Genomic DNA, 13649 nt, shown 5'->3' with positions numbered 1-13649 from the left:
CATGGCCACAGGCGAACGAAACCAGTTGAAGACTGATGTCTCGGACGATCTCGACGAAGCGGTCGATGATTTGCGTCGCGCGCGCGAGATGCAGCACACGTCCGAGGCAGTCCGAGAGGCGATCGAGACTGGCGTGACGGAGTTGGGATACCTCTCTGAGGGTCCGCGAATGACGCCAGTCCGCCAACACGTCCGGCGCATCGCGAACCTACTGTTCGCGGCGTCGATGACGCTGTTCGTCCTCTCGGCAGTCACGAGCGCGGAGTACAGTTTCGCCGGTCTTGGTGTCTTCGCCGGCTGCATCTTCGCGATGGGCGTCGAGAGATTCGTCATCCCGAGGTTCGAACCGGCGCTCTCGCGTCGACTGCCGAGCTTGGAGGTGAAGCGCCGTGGTGCTCCGTAACAAGGGTCCGTCGCAACCCGATCCCGACGAACAGCAGCGCCGCCAAGAGGAGACGCAGGCAGGTCTCACCGGGCTGCAGTTGCCTGAGGAAGAGGAGAATCAGACAGAACTGATCCAAGAGCTATCCGAGTCAGATCTCCGCGAGGAGGTCGACGATCAGGCGTTCCGAAATCTGCTCACGAAGGACATCCCTACGTCTAACTTCGACGAGGAGCAGATCTCGGAGTTCCGCGCGTATGGCGATGTCGCCCTCATGAAGAAGAAGGCACGATACCCGCATCCGGGACAGGACGTGACCGGTGTGCTTCGCGAGTGGGCGCACGACGACCCGAACGCCGGCCTTCGGCCGCAAGACCGCGGCGATCTCGCCCAGTACGAGACGCTGACGCAGTCCTACAAGGCTCGAGTGATGAAGGGCAAGGACGGCGCGCTTGTCCGATCGGTGCTCTCTTCGATCCGGCACAGTATCGTAGACCGTGCTGGCGGCTCCGATAGTGGTGGCCGCCTGCTGTCGAGGATCCGTAGCTGATGGCAATTCAGAACGGCCATGGCCAGTCTGGCTCGGAAATTGAAGTTGAAGCAGAACACGCCGAGTCGGAGGTCATCGACGAAGAGAAGTACAGCCACAAGCGCCGGCTGACGGCGATTCACAACGCCCACGACCGCGCCGTGACCGTTCGCGACGGGGTCGGCGAGCAACTGATCACCGGCGCTATCACGGAGCAGCAAGGACGGCGCTACTACCGCCGCGCTGTCGAGTCGCTTATTATGCAGCTGCTCCCGGTGTTGGAAAGCGACGCGCTCTCGCTTGAGGAAGAGTACGCGAGCGAGGTAGAGATAGGGACAATGAGCGTCCATGCCCCCCGAGATCTTGTCCAGTTCGCCAAGTCGAATATCGACCGGCTCCCGAGCGGTGCGGCGGTTCCGAAAGCGAAAACAATCGAGGTTGTCGGACTTAAGCAGATCTTAGAGTTGCCGTCACCCATTCAGCGGCAGTTCTCGGTTGTTGTGATGGAGGGCTCGGAAGACTATCGGCCAGTCTCGCAGACAGTTGAAACAGAACTGCAGCGAGCCATTCTCGACTCGGCTGTCCAAGTCGCTTCCGAGGCGCTCGAAGACGCTCAGATGGGCCTCAATATCGGCGAAGGAAGGCCGCGTAACCACGCCGGGACTGGAGACGGTTCCTGGCCGTGGGAGACTGACACCGTGCTGCCGCACGAGATCCGAGACGCCATCGAGGCGGGCGAGATCAGCCGCGAGCAGTTTGAGCAACTCATCGGTGATCAGTAGTGAACCGGAGTGTTCTCTACCGGAACTGGTACGAGCAGGTCGTCCTCCCGCCGACGAACGACTTCATCGTCTGCATCTCTGCAAGCTCGCGAACGCCGGTTTCGGGCACGGGGAAGACCACACTCGGGACTGGTGTGGCTAAATCGCTTGACCGGTCCGAGGACGGGTTCGATGCAGAGTCGCAGGCAACGCTCTCGGCAGACGAGTTTGCAAACGAGGTGATCCCAGATGCGCCGGACCAGGCGGCCGTCCTCATCGACGAGACGCAGGGGACACCTGGCGGCGGCTCTGGGATGAATCGGATGCGAGCCATGTCGCAGTCAACGATGGACGCGATCGGGTCGCTGCTTGCGAACCGAGACAAGAACCTAACCGTCGTCGTGGTAGTTCAACGACTCGGGATGCTGTTCTCAGACTTCTTCCCGCTGATTGACGCCTGGTTGCTGATCTCCAAGGCACCCGGCCAGATCGGCGGCCCGGAGGTGAAACACCATAAGGTGTTCACAGAGGACTATCCCGATGCTGGTGATGGGATGCGCACGCCCATCGTGGAGTTCCTCGACTGGCCTGCGATTCCAGAGGATGACGAGGATTACGTCGTGATGGAGCGCAAGAAGCAGAAGGCCAAGACGAAGGGTGGTGACGATGGCGACGGTGAACTGCCCGATGAGGAACAGCTCCGGTGGGCGCGCCAAGCGTACTTCCAGAGCAAAGACATCGATTGTTCGTGGCGTAACCTTCCAGCAGTCGTCAACGACAATGAAGAGGAGTACGCTGGCATCGAACTCACCTACTCTGGCGAGTGGTACAGGCAGCGTTTGTCAAACGAACAGTCTGGAGGAAAGCAAACCGCATGACGACACGACAACCTACAGCCGACAACAACAACTCAATAGGGTCTAGATCAGAACAGCGTCACCCTTCCCGGGGAGCAGGTTCGCTGTTGTGCTATGATGGGCGTATGCCCCCGCACGGGACCGAGAACGGCAGTCTGCCGGTCAAAGAGGTGGGGTATTCGTGCTGAATACGGTGATCCTCGGGTTGGCGTTCGGCGTCGCGGGCCTCGCAGTGTTCCCGATGCTGGCGAAGCACACTCCTGTCGCCTCGAGTGTGGGGAACGCGTACGTCAACTTCGCCAGCTGGGCGCTCCAGCGCCCGGCCATCGGCGTCGGGAAGAACGGCGAGCTGTCGCTGCGGCAGCTCTCCTTCGACGCCGTGTACGAGCAGGAGACGATCTCGGTCGACGACGTCGAGAAGAAGATCACGCGGACGGCGAAGAACGTCCACCGGTTCGGAAAGACGCCGTTCACGTTCGTCGACGAAGAGTACGGCGTCACCTTCGACCTGCGCGACGTGGCGTTCGGCGAAAAGGAACACCGCCACCGAGATGACGGCGAGATGGTCTACACCGACATGGCGTTCGATGACGAAGGCATGCCCACGCGCATCGCCCACTACGTGCGCGGGGTGATCGAGTTCGGCGAGCGGCCCGCCGTGTCGATGGATCTCGACGAGTCCATCCGGCCGATCGTCGACGGCTCCGAGAAGGCCGACTGGTTCGACTACATGTGGGAAGCCGTGAGGCGGATGTACATCGACCGCCAGCGCGAGGTCGGCGTGCTGAAGCTGTCGCTGCCGTTCATCATCTTCGGCGTGATGTTCGCCCTGGGCTTCTACGTGCTCGGCCCGGGCAACATGCCCGGCAGTGGTGCGAGCGGTGGCTCCTCGCCGATCACCGTCGGGAGCCTGCTGCTGTTGAGCATGCCGACCTCGGCTGAGGAAATCTCGTGGAAGCAAGCCGGCGGTGCTGTCGCCGCGCTCATCGGCTTTGGTCTCGTCGCACTGGTTGCTGTAGTCGCCGGCCCGGCGACGTTGGTGATCTTCGGTGTTACCCTGGGGGTTGGGGCGTCGATCATGCCCATCCTAACCGCCCTAACCGGCGCGATCGGCCGTGGAGGTTCACTCGGCGAGCTGATCATCTGGTGGGGGCTGTCCGCGTTCGATGATCCCGTGCTCGACTTGACCGAGAACGGTCAGTACCGATTCGTCGAAGCCGACGAGCTTGGCCTCGAGTCCGTTCCGACGACGATGTTCTGCAAGACCTTGGTCGGTTTCTCGCCCGAGGTTTCGCCGGGTGCGTTCGGACACGCTGGGCTCACGTCGGTCGAACTCGGCAACCTCCTTCCGGCGAACGCGATGACGGACGGCGGCGCGAGCGTCGTGCCGCACGAGTTCGCGACCACCAGCCGCATCAGCAACGCCGGCCACGACTCATTCGTCCCACGCAACGACAGGATCGACGACGGTGCCACGTACGTGCGCACGGACCACTGGCTCGCCCGATTCGCGGATGCCGCGACCGGCGACGCCATCGACAAGGCTGAGTCGGAGGCGACCAAGGAGTTCGCCGCCGGCGACCCGCAGTGGTCCGACGGCGACCTGATGAAGTACAGCGCGGTCGCTGGCGCTGTCGGAATCGGCTTCTGGGTGGTGATCGGCGTTGTCCTCTGACGTCGTCGACCACGTCGCAGACGCCGGCGCGACGGTCGGGATCGGCGCCGCGACCGCGGGGATGGGCATCGCGTGGATGGGGTCGCTCGTCCAGTCGCACGTCAGCTGCGGCGGGGCGCTCGAGCCCGACGTCTGCAGCGCGCTCGCGACTGGGGAGGCTGCATCGACTGCCTTGCTCGGTCTCGGAACGGTCGCGTTCCTGGCGATGTTTGCAGCCGCGCATCTGCAGGACGATGACGATACAGCGGCTGTCGCTGGCGATTAGGGTACAACGGACTTTTAGGTGGGCTGTCTGGTGTGAACCATGACAGACCCGACCGAAGCGTTGAGCGATGACGAGCTGGATAGTCTGGCAGAGCGCGTCGCCAGGCGTCTCGAGGCAAACGGAGAACTGGACAGCGACGATCTCCTCTCGCGGATGAGCAGGCGAGGGTTCCTCGCGGCTGTCGGTGGGGCAGCCGGTGTTGGTGCACTTGCTGGAGGTGCATCTGCAGATCCGAACACGTCAAACGCTGCCGGATCGGCCGGTACCGAGAACAAGCCCTTCACCGACGTCTGGGCTGTTGATGGCCACTTCGATTCGGTAAATACAGACGAACTATCGAACGTTTACGATCACATCTGTCACGATTCTGCTGACCTCGCCACCGCCCTCGAAGACCTCGCCAGCGGCGGGTTCACGACCATTTGGCTCGCCCCCAAGACGTTCACGCCCTTCGACAACCTCACCCAGAGCGTTGTCGACATATCCGACGCTGGCGGGATGATCCACGGCCCTGGCGGAAAACCCTCGAAGGAAACGGCGAACCCACTCGAATACTTCGACGCCGCAGGCGGGGCTATCATCGACTGCAACGGCAGTCAATTGTTCACGGGAAATCGAGTCCGTGGCCTTTCACTCGAAGGGTTTTACCTAAAGAATTACGGCGACGGTGCTGAAGGGGCCGCCATCGACATTGGGGAGCAAGATGTCCTCGGGGCCTACGACGTTCACGTCGAACGGGTCACAGGCCCCAACGGCGGCGACAACACCCTCCTCTCGTTCACCAATATACAGGGCGTGAGCATCAAGCATTGTTACGCCCCCGAAACCAAACGAGTTCTTAATATCGAAAATTTCGACGGGCGCGACAACGATACCGCTGGCGCGAACTCGATAGTCCAAGACGTGTTCTGCCAGTTGCCGAGCGACTGGACAGGCGACAAACCCGACGGCGGAATTCGAATCTCGGCCACCGACAGTTTCCTTAACTTCCTGACACTCATCAGGCCACAGGTTAATTACTTCGCTGGCAACGACAACACGGGCACGAATATCCTTATCGACTCCTACGTTGATGGGAGCGAAACAACAACGTCGGATGACGATAATAGCAAGGGTCTCGTGCTGCTTGACGCGGACTGTGAGGGGTTCACCAAGCACTCTATCTTGGGACGGTCGGTCGTCCAGTCGATGATCCGCACAGCGACCTCTCACGGCGAGTATGCAGTAAAACTTGAGCAAGGAGACGGCGTGATGCCAGTCGCAAATGAGATCCACATCAATGGAGTCGCATCGGCCAAAGGGACAGGCATCGCGCACAGTCCAAACGGCCGCAATCAGTTATTCGGAGAGGTGGGGGACGTGACGGGCGACTGGTATGGATTGGCACACAACAATGCGGATGCCGAGTTGCAACAGTATATTGGGCGGGACGTGAACACGTTTTACGTCTCCTGGGACCAGACAACGACCTTTAACGGGATTGGGGTTGACGTGGACCACCTCAAAATGGACCTCGATAATCTCTCGGGAAACCCTGGTGACGAAAAAGGAGAGGTGCGCCGTAATAACGGTGATAGCCGACTTTACGAGTGGGATGGTGCGTCGTGGCAGCAACTCACAGGGTCAAATACTATCACGCCGTGACGTGCTGAGATGCACTTAGCGCCCGATACACAAGTACGACCGTGAAATAAGATGCAGCTATCTAACGGGTGATTCGTGGACTGTTCTCTGTAAATAAATTGCCGTTCGTGCGTACAACGGCCTTCAAACGTGGCGTTGTGTATCCAGTTGAGTCATGGATGCATCCCAAATCGCTGTTGCTCACAAAGACTACGACGTAAGGGGCGGCGGGGAGATCCTCGCCGAGGAACTCGCCCGGACGTTCGGTTGCCCCCTGTTCGTCGGGCACGGCGACCCGGACAACGAGCCTGGCGGCCAGCTCGACGTCCGCGAGATCTCCTCAGACAGTCTCCTGCACCGCGTGATGGAGCGCGACGGTGTGGTCCGCTCGATCGCCCACTTGATCCACTGGCGGGACAATGCCCATGACGAGCTGCAGGCGTTCGACACCGTGGTAACCTCCGGCAACGAGCCGCTGTGGTGGCAGCCAAGCGACCGCCAGACTGTCGTCGCCTATACCCACTCGCCGCCCAGGTGGATGTACGACCGGTTCGAGCAAATCGACAGCTTCGCCGCCCGGACGTACAACCAGATTCAGCGCCGGGCGTACGAGGGGGCGGTGAAGCGGCCGGACCTCTGGGTCGCCAACTCCGATTTGGTCGCCCGTCGGATCAACCGGTACTGGAACATCCCGGAGCACCAGATCCGGACGGTTTACCCCCCGGTTCAGACCGACGAACTGTCGCCTTCGGCCGCGCCTACGCAGGACTACTACGTGGCGCTGTCGCGCTTGGACTCGATGAAGCACATGGACGAGATCGTCCGCGCGTTCAACAGGCGCGACGACCACCTCATCGTCGCCGGCGACGGGCCCGAGCGCGAGCGCCTCGAAGAGTTGGCCGCTGAGAACGTGACGATCGCGGGCTACGTCAGCGAGGAGCGGAAGGCCGACCTTCTCGCGGGCGCGCGGGCGTTTGTCTACGCCGCTGAAAACGAGGACTTCGGCATGGCACCCGTGGAGGCGATGGCTGCCGGCACGCCCGTCATCGGCGTTGACGAGGGCTTCACCACCTTTCAGGTGCAGGATGGAGAAAACGGCATCCTCTTCGAACGAGGAGAGTTGCCGGCCGCCATGCAGCGATTCGAGCGCGAGGGTGTACGGTGGAGTGCCGAGCAGCTCGCCGAGTTCGCGGACGCGAACTTCTCCGTCGACCGCTTCCGTCGTGAAATTCGCACGGCCGTCCGAGAGGCACAGCGCCGCTCACGTGTGGATCCGGACTGGACGCTACCAGATCCAGAGCCGGAGCCAGAGCCCGAGGCGACGCAGCCGCTCGTCTCTGACGGAGGTGACGGATGACGCGCGTGCTCGACCTCGGATCAGGTACCGACCCGGACCCGCGAGCCACCGAGACGGTCGACCTGTACGCGGAGGCCGACCTGCAGTTTGATCTTGACGAGGAGTGGCCGATCACCGAGGCGAGTGTCGACGGGATCGTCGCATCTCACGTCGTCGAGCACCTCTCGGATCCAGCGACCTTTTTCGATCGCGCGGCCGCCGCGCTGTCGGATGACGGGTGGCTGGAGATCACGGTCCCTGTAGGCGTCGACGGCGTTGCGGACCCCGACCACGAGACACAATGGACCTGGCGGACGCCGGCGACGTTCTGTCGTGAGCACTCCGAGCGCCACGGGCGGGCGTGGGATGCCGATCCGCCGCTGGTAATGACCGACCGTAACGCCAATCTGTGGCTCTTCCCACCTTTCTCGGCGCTGACACCAGCGCTCCAGGCGTTCGCCGAGCGGTGGCCGGCTGAGGCGGTCCGGCGGTGCTCGTCGGGTGAGATCATCGCTCGCTACCGACGGGTGGTACGATGAGCATCGTCGACTATCAGGCCGACGAGTTGCTACCCGATTCGACACTCCGTCTTATCGGCGCTGTCCGGACGTATGCTGCCCGTATGCAGTTCTTTCTCGGCGTCCCGAACACGCTGATGATCGCCGTGTTGTTCTACAACGATTCCGGCGCGATTCAATCGGTGTTCCCGACCGTCTGGCACTGGGTCGCGTTCATCCTCGGCGTGATCGTGCCGGCGGCAGTCGCCATCGACCGCGTCCTGTTGCATCCTGCCCAGATCATCTACAACCAGCATCAGAACGGCCACGAAAACCGATCGCCGAACTATCGAGAAACCATGGAAAACCAGCGGAAGATCGACGCCGTCGACGAGCGCCTCGAACGAATCGAACGGAGGATGGAGTGATGAGATCCAGCAGCATCGCGCTGATTCTGACGCTGCTCGCTTCGCAGGTGGCTGTCGTGGTAACAACGCCACCCCCGTCCACGGCGAGCGTGGTCAGTATTTATCTGAGCACGATCGAGTCGTTCGTCTTCAACCCATTAGGATGGCCTGGCCTGATCGCCGCCGTCATCCTGATATTTCGGTTCGTTAATCACGAGCCACGCTTCACTGGCGTGCCGGAGAATCCCTGATTCTGCGACGCACGGGAATCACTCAGTCGCGTGTTCTGGAGGCCGATCCTCGGCGGGTCAACCCCTGGGGTAGCACCCCGAAGGACACGGTTCCTCACGCGGGTTCTGAGATTTCCGCGCGTTCTCGGTACCAATCGGCTCGTTTCTCGACTCGGGAGACGGTCGACACGGACATTTCGAGGTCGTCCGCGATCTCCCGGAGCGTGTGATCCGGCCGACGGTCGAGAATCGACTCGACCTTGTCGAAGTCGTCGCCCGGTACCTGCTCTCCAGCCTCGTTGTACTCCATGCCGAACTTGGGGCGACCGAGGTCGTCGCCGCGTTCCTTCTTCCGCTCGATGGCGCGCTTCGCTTTTCGGATCTCTTCCTCTTTGGTGTCGCGCTCGATCCGTCGTTTGAGGTCGAACGTCAGGCCGTCGTCCTCAACGTCACCGACGTACACGATCTCGCAGTCGCCGGCGTTGGCGGCGTACTGAATCACCGAGAAGTATTCATCCCGGCACACCCGGCGATCATCGTAGGCAACGAGGTAGTCATATCTCCCGGCCTCGATCCCGTCGACCGCCTGGGTGACACGGTCGTTCTGATCGAGTAGGCCGGCCGGGTCGTCGCGAGTCATCGACGAGAAGCCCGTGTGGACGCCCAGATCAAGCTGATCCACATCGTCGGCGATCTCGTCCGCCAGCTCGCCGACGAGTTCGCGCTGTTCCTCAAGCCCGATGTCGTCGTCGGAGCCTTTCGACTTCCGTATCCAGGCGAGTGCTCGCGTCATTCTTGTTTGCTCATTCGGAGCGCCCCAGCAGACTCGACGGTCCACTCTACCTTCTCGCCGCCGAGGTCCATCGCGTCGCCGAGGCTCTTCGGGATCCGTACGCGGTAGTAGCCGTCGCTGTCCTGGGTCACGGTCGTCGTATCTGTCTCTGGCACAATGGGTACAACAATGGGCACACACTTGGGTCTATTGTGTGTGTTTCCAAAACCCCGGTTATTGGGACGCCATCACTCCCGCTCGAACCGCTTCCGCCACAGCGGCGGCTCGTCGAGTTCGATGCCGTCGGTATCCTCGTGGATCTCGTCGAGAAGGTCAGCGATCAGGGCGGGGTCGACCGGAAGGTGATCGTATTCGTCACTCACGCCATCGCGCACACACGCGCAGAGAATAGGCTTACCGCTGACGAGTTCGGTCCTGCTGTTCGTCGGATCCGTCGTGTGTCTTCGTCATTTGGTGATCACCAGTATCAGAAGTACGCTTAGCTGCCCGACTACTGTGAGTTCGAACCCTACCAAGTGGTACATGACCATGTAGATCCCGATGATCGACACAGCGACGGCTAAGAACTCGGTACGGGTCATTCCGACATCCGCGAGCGTGTCGAGTGATCCGCTGCGTCTCTCCGTCACGCCTCAGTCACCTCAATTCGCGGGTGTGCGAAGTACAGTGCCCAGGCGACCAAGAACAGCGCTGCGAAGCCTCCGGCGACTTCCATGCTCACGAGGTAAGCAAGGACAACAACGAGTAGCGTTGCCAACGCGAGCATCGTACTCACGAAGCCCGACCAGTCCTTCGTCGGCACGTGAGGATCTTCCCCCTCGTGTTGGTCGCTATCCATCTGAATTCACTCTCCCGTCTGCGATCTCGCGGCCGGGCCACGTTCGATGCTTCTCTCGAATCGTCTCGACGCCGTCGTAGTCGTCGATGTACCAGTCTACGTCGACAGGAACCTCTGCCACGACGATTTTTGAGCGTCGGCCACTCGCCTCCTTCCCAAGTTCTTCGACGACCTGGATGATCGCGTCGTCGGTGCGGGCATCGTACGACCGACGATCCGTGAGGCCGTAGTGTCGACTGAACTTGGTGTGATCGTCGATGATGTCGGCGTCGGGAGCTTCGTACTCCCCCTCGGAATCGTAGGCCGTCGTCGTGAATCCGTGCTCACGCACGAGACGGTCGAGAGCTGCGTCCGAGAGTCGGAACCCGCCGAACTTGCGATTCACGAGCACCTTCTGATAGGCTTCTCCTTCGTCTTTACCGGCTGTTTCAGACGTCATTGATGCTGACTCCCTCCATATCTTCCCACTCATTGTCGAAGATGCCCGCCCACGCTCGTGGGACGGCGTAGGCGAACTGCTGCTCGCAGTTCGGGCAATACTCGGAGCCTTTGCCCCAGCGGATCGGGGGGTGATGGGTATGGCAGGAACGGCACTTGAGAAAGTACGGTGCTGTCATCTGACTGTACGCGCTCCCGTCGCCGGTCATCAGCTTGCGCTTCTCCCAGCCTTCGCGGTAGTCTGTCTCGATCCAGGCGTCCTCGTTGTCTGGATCTTCAATCCGGACACCGCCGTCGTCGAGACAGCGACCGACTGCTGTGTCGGATCTATCCATTACGCGAACCCCCCGAGGTCGGTCTGTCCGGCCGATGCCTCCTCGCGCGACTGGTACTCGGCGCCGCCGACGGCCCGGTCCCAGTCGGACCGGTGTAGAAGGTACTTCTGGAGCACGAACTCCCACCGCTTCCACCCTTCCGGACGGCGGTACTGGTAGCAGTACGCCAGCGAGTCCGTCGACGAGATCTCGTCGATGATGTACTCGCTCTGGTAGCAGCGCCGGTCGAGCCCGAACGCGTGGAGTTCCGTCTCCGGCAGCACCGAGCGGACCGCCGAGACGATGTCCTCGCACACCTCCACGTCGTTCCGCCCGCACATCGTCCCGATCCCGACGCGCTCGGTGACGAGCCCGTGGTCGGCGAGTTGTTCGGCGTGCTCGACGTAGTCCGCCGGTTCCGACCCCTGGACCACCGCGACCGGCTCCGCGCTAATCCCGAGGTCGTCGTGGAGGTCGGCGCACTCGATATGCGCTTCCAGCGTCCGCTGCTGCTGTTGTTCAGTGGTCCAGCCGTGGTGTTCCAGCACGTCGTCCTCGCACACGTAGTCCCGCCACGCGTAGCGGTCCGGCTGGACGCGGCCGATGTCGTGCAGGTACGTCTCCGTCGTCTCGGGGTATTCGGCGAGCCCCTGCGCGATCGGCGCGAACATCGAGTAGGCTCCGGGGTCGATGAACAGGTCGTAGTCCCGCCAGCGGCTGTCGCGGTCGCTCATCTTGGTCTGGTAGTTGACCATGATGCGCGACGGGCGGGCGCCGTCCATCCATTTCTGGGCCTTCGCGAGCATCTGCCGACTGCTGCCGGACGCGGCACCGGCCCAGAACTGGTTCTGGCGCTGGATCACAGATTCGGATCCAGCGCCGTCGGCGAGGACCGGCTTGTGGTCGGACTCGCACTCGTCGGTGAACCGGTTGCATCCTGCGTCGTCGCAGTTCGGACAGAGCGTTCCGAACGTGTCGTGGAGGCCGCTACAGCACCAGCACTCGGAGAGATCGTCCCGACCGACAGCCGCGTTGTGATCGTCGCTGCTCATAGGCTATCCATCACCTCTTCCGTCCGCCGCTGCCGAGCCTGCTGCTCGTGGACCTTCTCAACACTATCGAAAGCGAAGTCGGCCGTCTCGTCGTCCCCACTACCCGAGCGCGAGACGACGTCGCGGTCCTCGAGGGCTTTCATGGCGGTCCGGATGTGGTCGGTCGTCTCAATCCCGAGGTCGTCGGCGATCTCGGCGCGAGACGCCGGACCGCCACGCTGGAGGATACCGGCGACGACACCCTTCACGTAACGCGGTGAGGCGTCGCTGTTTTCCTTTGCGTCATCGATCGCGTCTTGGACGTACTCGTCGTCGACGAACTCGTCGTACTCGTCCGGGGCCGTGACCGTGTGGTCTGAGTTCTCCAGTTCATTTATCCGCTCGCGAGCAGTCTTCAGCTTCCGTCGCAGAGCCTCGGCGTCCTCTCCTCCGACGCCGAACTCCTCGGCGAGCACCTCAACCGCTTCCACGGCCCGCTCGCCGATCTTGGGTCGCTCTGAAAGTTCCCGTTTGAGGTCAGTTACCTGCTTCTCAAGCTCCGAGACGCGCTGTTCTCGGTCCTGTAGCTTCGACCGGAGTTCGTTCCGCTCGTCGATCAGCTCGTCTACCTTCTCGGACGCGACGTCTCCGTTGCCACCGCTCGACTGCATGGCTTCGGCGAATTGGCTCGCCATGTCGCGCATGTCCCGCGCGTTCTCGAGTTCTTCTTCCAGTTCCGCCTTCTCATCTTGGAGTTCCTCGACCCGAGTCTCCAGCTGCCCAATGCGATCCTGGCGGCGCTCCTCTTGCTCGGAGATCTCCTCAAGTTCGCTGACGAGGTCGCCACTAACGCTCTTGAGGTCCGGCCGCTCGAAGTCGTCAAGGTCGGGCGTCGACCCGGCGTCGAATGTCCGCTTCCGACGGACCTGAACGCGCTGGAGGTCCGTTTCGAGGAAGTCGGCCATGAGGAAACCCTCGCCGTCGGCGAGGTCCTGCACGGCGTCCGCTGCGTCCCGAGAGACGACGTTTCGGACGACCTTCGTGTCGTTATCCCAGGTGAGGCGGTGCCAGAGGAGCCAATCGCACTGCGTGATGAAGTCCTTCTTGACGTCAGCCGGGCGCTGCGACATTCCCGCGAGCCCGAGGCCGCGCTTCCGGCCGCGCTTGGCGACACGAATAAGCATCCGCCCCGTCTCGTCGAGGCCGCCGCCCTCGGGGATGTACTCGTGGATCTCCTCGACGAGCATGAGGAACGGCTTTTTGAGCTTCTTCTCGCGCTGAAAGAGTTCGCGGGCCGTCTCCCGAACGAGTGCATCGCCTTCGTCCTCGTCGAGGAACCCCGAGACGTCGAGGATTATAGGGACGTTCTGCTCCAGCGCCAACTCGGCGAGTTTGCCCGCGTGTTCCGGGCCGACCTGGAGGTCGCACTCCTCGTCAGCGCCGACGTGTAGAACCTCATACTCCTCTTTCAGACCCCAGTATTCCCCGTCCGTGTCGACGACGAGAATGGGGAAGCCGCGGTCAAGGAGTTCCTCCGCGACGACGGACGCAGAGTTCGACTTACCGGACCCCGATTTGCCGGTGATGAATCCCCGTCCAGTCAGCACTTCGACAGTAGGGAGCGTTACTTCACCGGCGTTATCGAGCGCGATCCGGTCGTCGTTGTCCGTCAT

The 13649-nt window shown here is 62.0% G+C and carries 20 protein-coding genes; 11 read left to right on the top strand and 9 right to left on the bottom strand.

The window, feature by feature from the left end:
* Position 1: 1 nt before the first annotated feature.
* The 11 genes from Hbl1158_RS16950 to Hbl1158_RS16900 all read left to right on the top strand — a co-directional run bounded on the left by Hbl1158_RS16950 (position 2) and on the right by Hbl1158_RS16900 (position 8583).
* The gene (locus tag Hbl1158_RS16950) at positions 2-403 is read left to right on the top strand and encodes a ribbon-helix-helix protein, CopG family (protein ID WP_234299948.1); all 402 of its coding nucleotides are present in this window, start codon (positions 2-4) and stop codon (positions 401-403) included.
* Positions 390-932 (top strand): hypothetical protein, encoded by a 543-nt coding sequence (locus Hbl1158_RS16945; protein ID WP_234299947.1) that lies wholly within the window; start codon positions 390-392, stop codon positions 930-932. The genes Hbl1158_RS16950 and Hbl1158_RS16945 overlap by 14 nt, the downstream gene beginning before the upstream one ends.
* Positions 932-1693 carry a hypothetical protein gene (locus Hbl1158_RS16940; protein ID WP_234299946.1) on the top strand — a complete coding sequence of 254 codons (762 nt, stop codon included), beginning with the start codon at positions 932-934 and terminating at the stop codon, positions 1691-1693. Before Hbl1158_RS16945 ends, Hbl1158_RS16940 begins: the two co-directional genes overlap by 1 nt.
* On the top strand, positions 1693-2550 hold the full coding sequence (locus Hbl1158_RS16935; RefSeq protein WP_234299945.1) for a hypothetical protein: 858 nt from the start codon (positions 1693-1695) through the stop codon (positions 2548-2550). The genes Hbl1158_RS16940 and Hbl1158_RS16935 overlap by 1 nt, the downstream gene beginning before the upstream one ends.
* Positions 2551-2710: 160 nt before the next feature.
* On the top strand, positions 2711-4204 hold the full coding sequence (locus Hbl1158_RS16930; RefSeq protein WP_234299944.1) for a hypothetical protein: 1494 nt from the start codon (positions 2711-2713) through the stop codon (positions 4202-4204).
* Positions 4194-4469 (top strand): hypothetical protein, encoded by a 276-nt coding sequence (locus Hbl1158_RS16925; protein ID WP_234299943.1) that lies wholly within the window; start codon positions 4194-4196, stop codon positions 4467-4469. The genes Hbl1158_RS16930 and Hbl1158_RS16925 overlap by 11 nt, the downstream gene beginning before the upstream one ends.
* Before the next feature lie 39 nt (positions 4470-4508).
* The gene (locus Hbl1158_RS16920) at positions 4509-6113 is read left to right on the top strand and encodes a hypothetical protein (RefSeq protein WP_234299942.1); all 1605 of its coding nucleotides are present in this window, start codon (positions 4509-4511) and stop codon (positions 6111-6113) included.
* 154 nt (positions 6114-6267) lie between these two features.
* On the top strand, positions 6268-7449 hold the full coding sequence (locus tag Hbl1158_RS16915; protein WP_234299941.1) for a glycosyltransferase: 1182 nt from the start codon (positions 6268-6270) through the stop codon (positions 7447-7449).
* Positions 7446-7967, top strand: coding sequence for a methyltransferase domain-containing protein (locus Hbl1158_RS16910; protein ID WP_234299940.1), 522 nt, complete (start codon positions 7446-7448; stop codon positions 7965-7967). Before Hbl1158_RS16915 ends, Hbl1158_RS16910 begins: the two co-directional genes overlap by 4 nt.
* Positions 7964-8353 (top strand): hypothetical protein, encoded by a 390-nt coding sequence (locus tag Hbl1158_RS16905; RefSeq protein ID WP_234299939.1) that lies wholly within the window; start codon positions 7964-7966, stop codon positions 8351-8353. The genes Hbl1158_RS16910 and Hbl1158_RS16905 overlap by 4 nt, the downstream gene beginning before the upstream one ends.
* On the top strand, positions 8353-8583 hold the full coding sequence (locus Hbl1158_RS16900; protein ID WP_234299938.1) for a hypothetical protein: 231 nt from the start codon (positions 8353-8355) through the stop codon (positions 8581-8583). The genes Hbl1158_RS16905 and Hbl1158_RS16900 overlap by 1 nt, the downstream gene beginning before the upstream one ends.
* 94 nt (positions 8584-8677) lie before the next feature.
* Here the strand turns inward: Hbl1158_RS16900 and Hbl1158_RS16895 are convergent, their stop codons facing one another.
* The 9 genes from Hbl1158_RS16895 to Hbl1158_RS16860 all read right to left on the bottom strand — a co-directional run bounded on the left by Hbl1158_RS16895 (position 8678) and on the right by Hbl1158_RS16860 (position 13649).
* Positions 8678-9355, bottom strand: coding sequence for a resolvase (locus Hbl1158_RS16895; RefSeq protein ID WP_234299937.1), 678 nt, complete (start codon positions 9353-9355; stop codon positions 8678-8680).
* Positions 9352-9510, bottom strand: a complete 159-nt coding sequence (locus Hbl1158_RS16890) for a hypothetical protein (protein WP_234299936.1) — start codon at positions 9508-9510, stop codon at positions 9352-9354. Before Hbl1158_RS16890 ends, Hbl1158_RS16895 begins: the two co-directional genes overlap by 4 nt.
* A gap of 72 nt (positions 9511-9582) precedes the next feature.
* Positions 9583-9717 carry a hypothetical protein gene (locus Hbl1158_RS17215; protein ID WP_255764281.1) on the bottom strand — a complete coding sequence of 45 codons (135 nt, stop codon included), beginning with the start codon at positions 9715-9717 and terminating at the stop codon, positions 9583-9585.
* A gap of 84 nt (positions 9718-9801) precedes the next feature.
* A complete protein-coding gene (locus Hbl1158_RS16885) occupies positions 9802-9984 on the bottom strand; it encodes a hypothetical protein (protein ID WP_234299935.1) in 183 nt (60 codons plus the stop codon).
* Entirely contained in the window at positions 9981-10193 is a 213-nt protein-coding gene (locus tag Hbl1158_RS16880) for a hypothetical protein (protein WP_234299934.1), read from the bottom strand. The genes Hbl1158_RS16885 and Hbl1158_RS16880 overlap by 4 nt, the downstream gene beginning before the upstream one ends.
* The gene (locus Hbl1158_RS16875; protein ID WP_234299933.1) at positions 10186-10632 is read right to left on the bottom strand and encodes a hypothetical protein; all 447 of its coding nucleotides are present in this window, start codon (positions 10630-10632) and stop codon (positions 10186-10188) included. Before Hbl1158_RS16875 ends, Hbl1158_RS16880 begins: the two co-directional genes overlap by 8 nt.
* Positions 10622-10966 (bottom strand): hypothetical protein, encoded by a 345-nt coding sequence (locus Hbl1158_RS16870; protein WP_234299932.1) that lies wholly within the window; start codon positions 10964-10966, stop codon positions 10622-10624. The genes Hbl1158_RS16875 and Hbl1158_RS16870 overlap by 11 nt, the downstream gene beginning before the upstream one ends.
* Positions 10966-11997, bottom strand: coding sequence for a hypothetical protein (locus tag Hbl1158_RS16865; protein WP_234299931.1), 1032 nt, complete (start codon positions 11995-11997; stop codon positions 10966-10968). The genes Hbl1158_RS16870 and Hbl1158_RS16865 overlap by 1 nt, the downstream gene beginning before the upstream one ends.
* A complete protein-coding gene (locus Hbl1158_RS16860; RefSeq protein ID WP_234299930.1) occupies positions 11994-13649 on the bottom strand; it encodes a DUF87 domain-containing protein in 1656 nt (551 codons plus the stop codon). The genes Hbl1158_RS16865 and Hbl1158_RS16860 overlap by 4 nt, the downstream gene beginning before the upstream one ends.

It is taken from the genome of Halobaculum sp. CBA1158 (assembly GCF_021431925.1).
In the GTDB taxonomy this organism is placed as follows: Archaea; Halobacteriota; Halobacteria; order Halobacteriales; family Haloferacaceae; genus Halobaculum.
The sequence above is the reverse complement of the archived record's forward strand: the minus strand, read 5'-3'. Positions and strand labels throughout refer to the sequence as shown.

What these genes read in the sequence shown, in the direction of transcription:
- Hbl1158_RS16910 (WP_234299940.1), top strand. Translation starts at nt 7,446, where the DNA reads ATGACGCGCGTGCTCGACCTCGGATCAGGTACCGACCCGGACCCGCGA.
- Hbl1158_RS16875 (WP_234299933.1), bottom strand. Translation starts at nt 10,632, where the DNA reads ATGACGTCTGAAACAGCCGGTAAAGACGAAGGAGAAGCCTATCAGAAG.
- Hbl1158_RS16905 (WP_234299939.1), top strand. Translation starts at nt 7,964, where the DNA reads ATGAGCATCGTCGACTATCAGGCCGACGAGTTGCTACCCGATTCGACA.
- Hbl1158_RS16940 (WP_234299946.1), top strand. Translation starts at nt 932, where the DNA reads ATGGCAATTCAGAACGGCCATGGCCAGTCTGGCTCGGAAATTGAAGTT.
- Hbl1158_RS16895 (WP_234299937.1), bottom strand. Translation starts at nt 9,355, where the DNA reads ATGACGCGAGCACTCGCCTGGATACGGAAGTCGAAAGGCTCCGACGAC.
- Hbl1158_RS16870 (WP_234299932.1), bottom strand. Translation starts at nt 10,966, where the DNA reads ATGGATAGATCCGACACAGCAGTCGGTCGCTGTCTCGACGACGGCGGT.
- Hbl1158_RS16865 (WP_234299931.1), bottom strand. Translation starts at nt 11,997, where the DNA reads ATGAGCAGCGACGATCACAACGCGGCTGTCGGTCGGGACGATCTCTCC.
- Hbl1158_RS16920 (WP_234299942.1), top strand. Translation starts at nt 4,509, where the DNA reads ATGACAGACCCGACCGAAGCGTTGAGCGATGACGAGCTGGATAGTCTG.
- Hbl1158_RS16950 (WP_234299948.1), top strand. Translation starts at nt 2, where the DNA reads ATGGCCACAGGCGAACGAAACCAGTTGAAGACTGATGTCTCGGACGAT.
- Hbl1158_RS16915 (WP_234299941.1), top strand. Translation starts at nt 6,268, where the DNA reads ATGGATGCATCCCAAATCGCTGTTGCTCACAAAGACTACGACGTAAGG.
- Hbl1158_RS16900 (WP_234299938.1), top strand. Translation starts at nt 8,353, where the DNA reads ATGAGATCCAGCAGCATCGCGCTGATTCTGACGCTGCTCGCTTCGCAG.
- Hbl1158_RS16880 (WP_234299934.1), bottom strand. Translation starts at nt 10,193, where the DNA reads ATGGATAGCGACCAACACGAGGGGGAAGATCCTCACGTGCCGACGAAG.
- Hbl1158_RS16860 (WP_234299930.1), bottom strand. Translation starts at nt 13,649, where the DNA reads ATGACGGACAACGACGACCGGATCGCGCTCGATAACGCCGGTGAAGTA.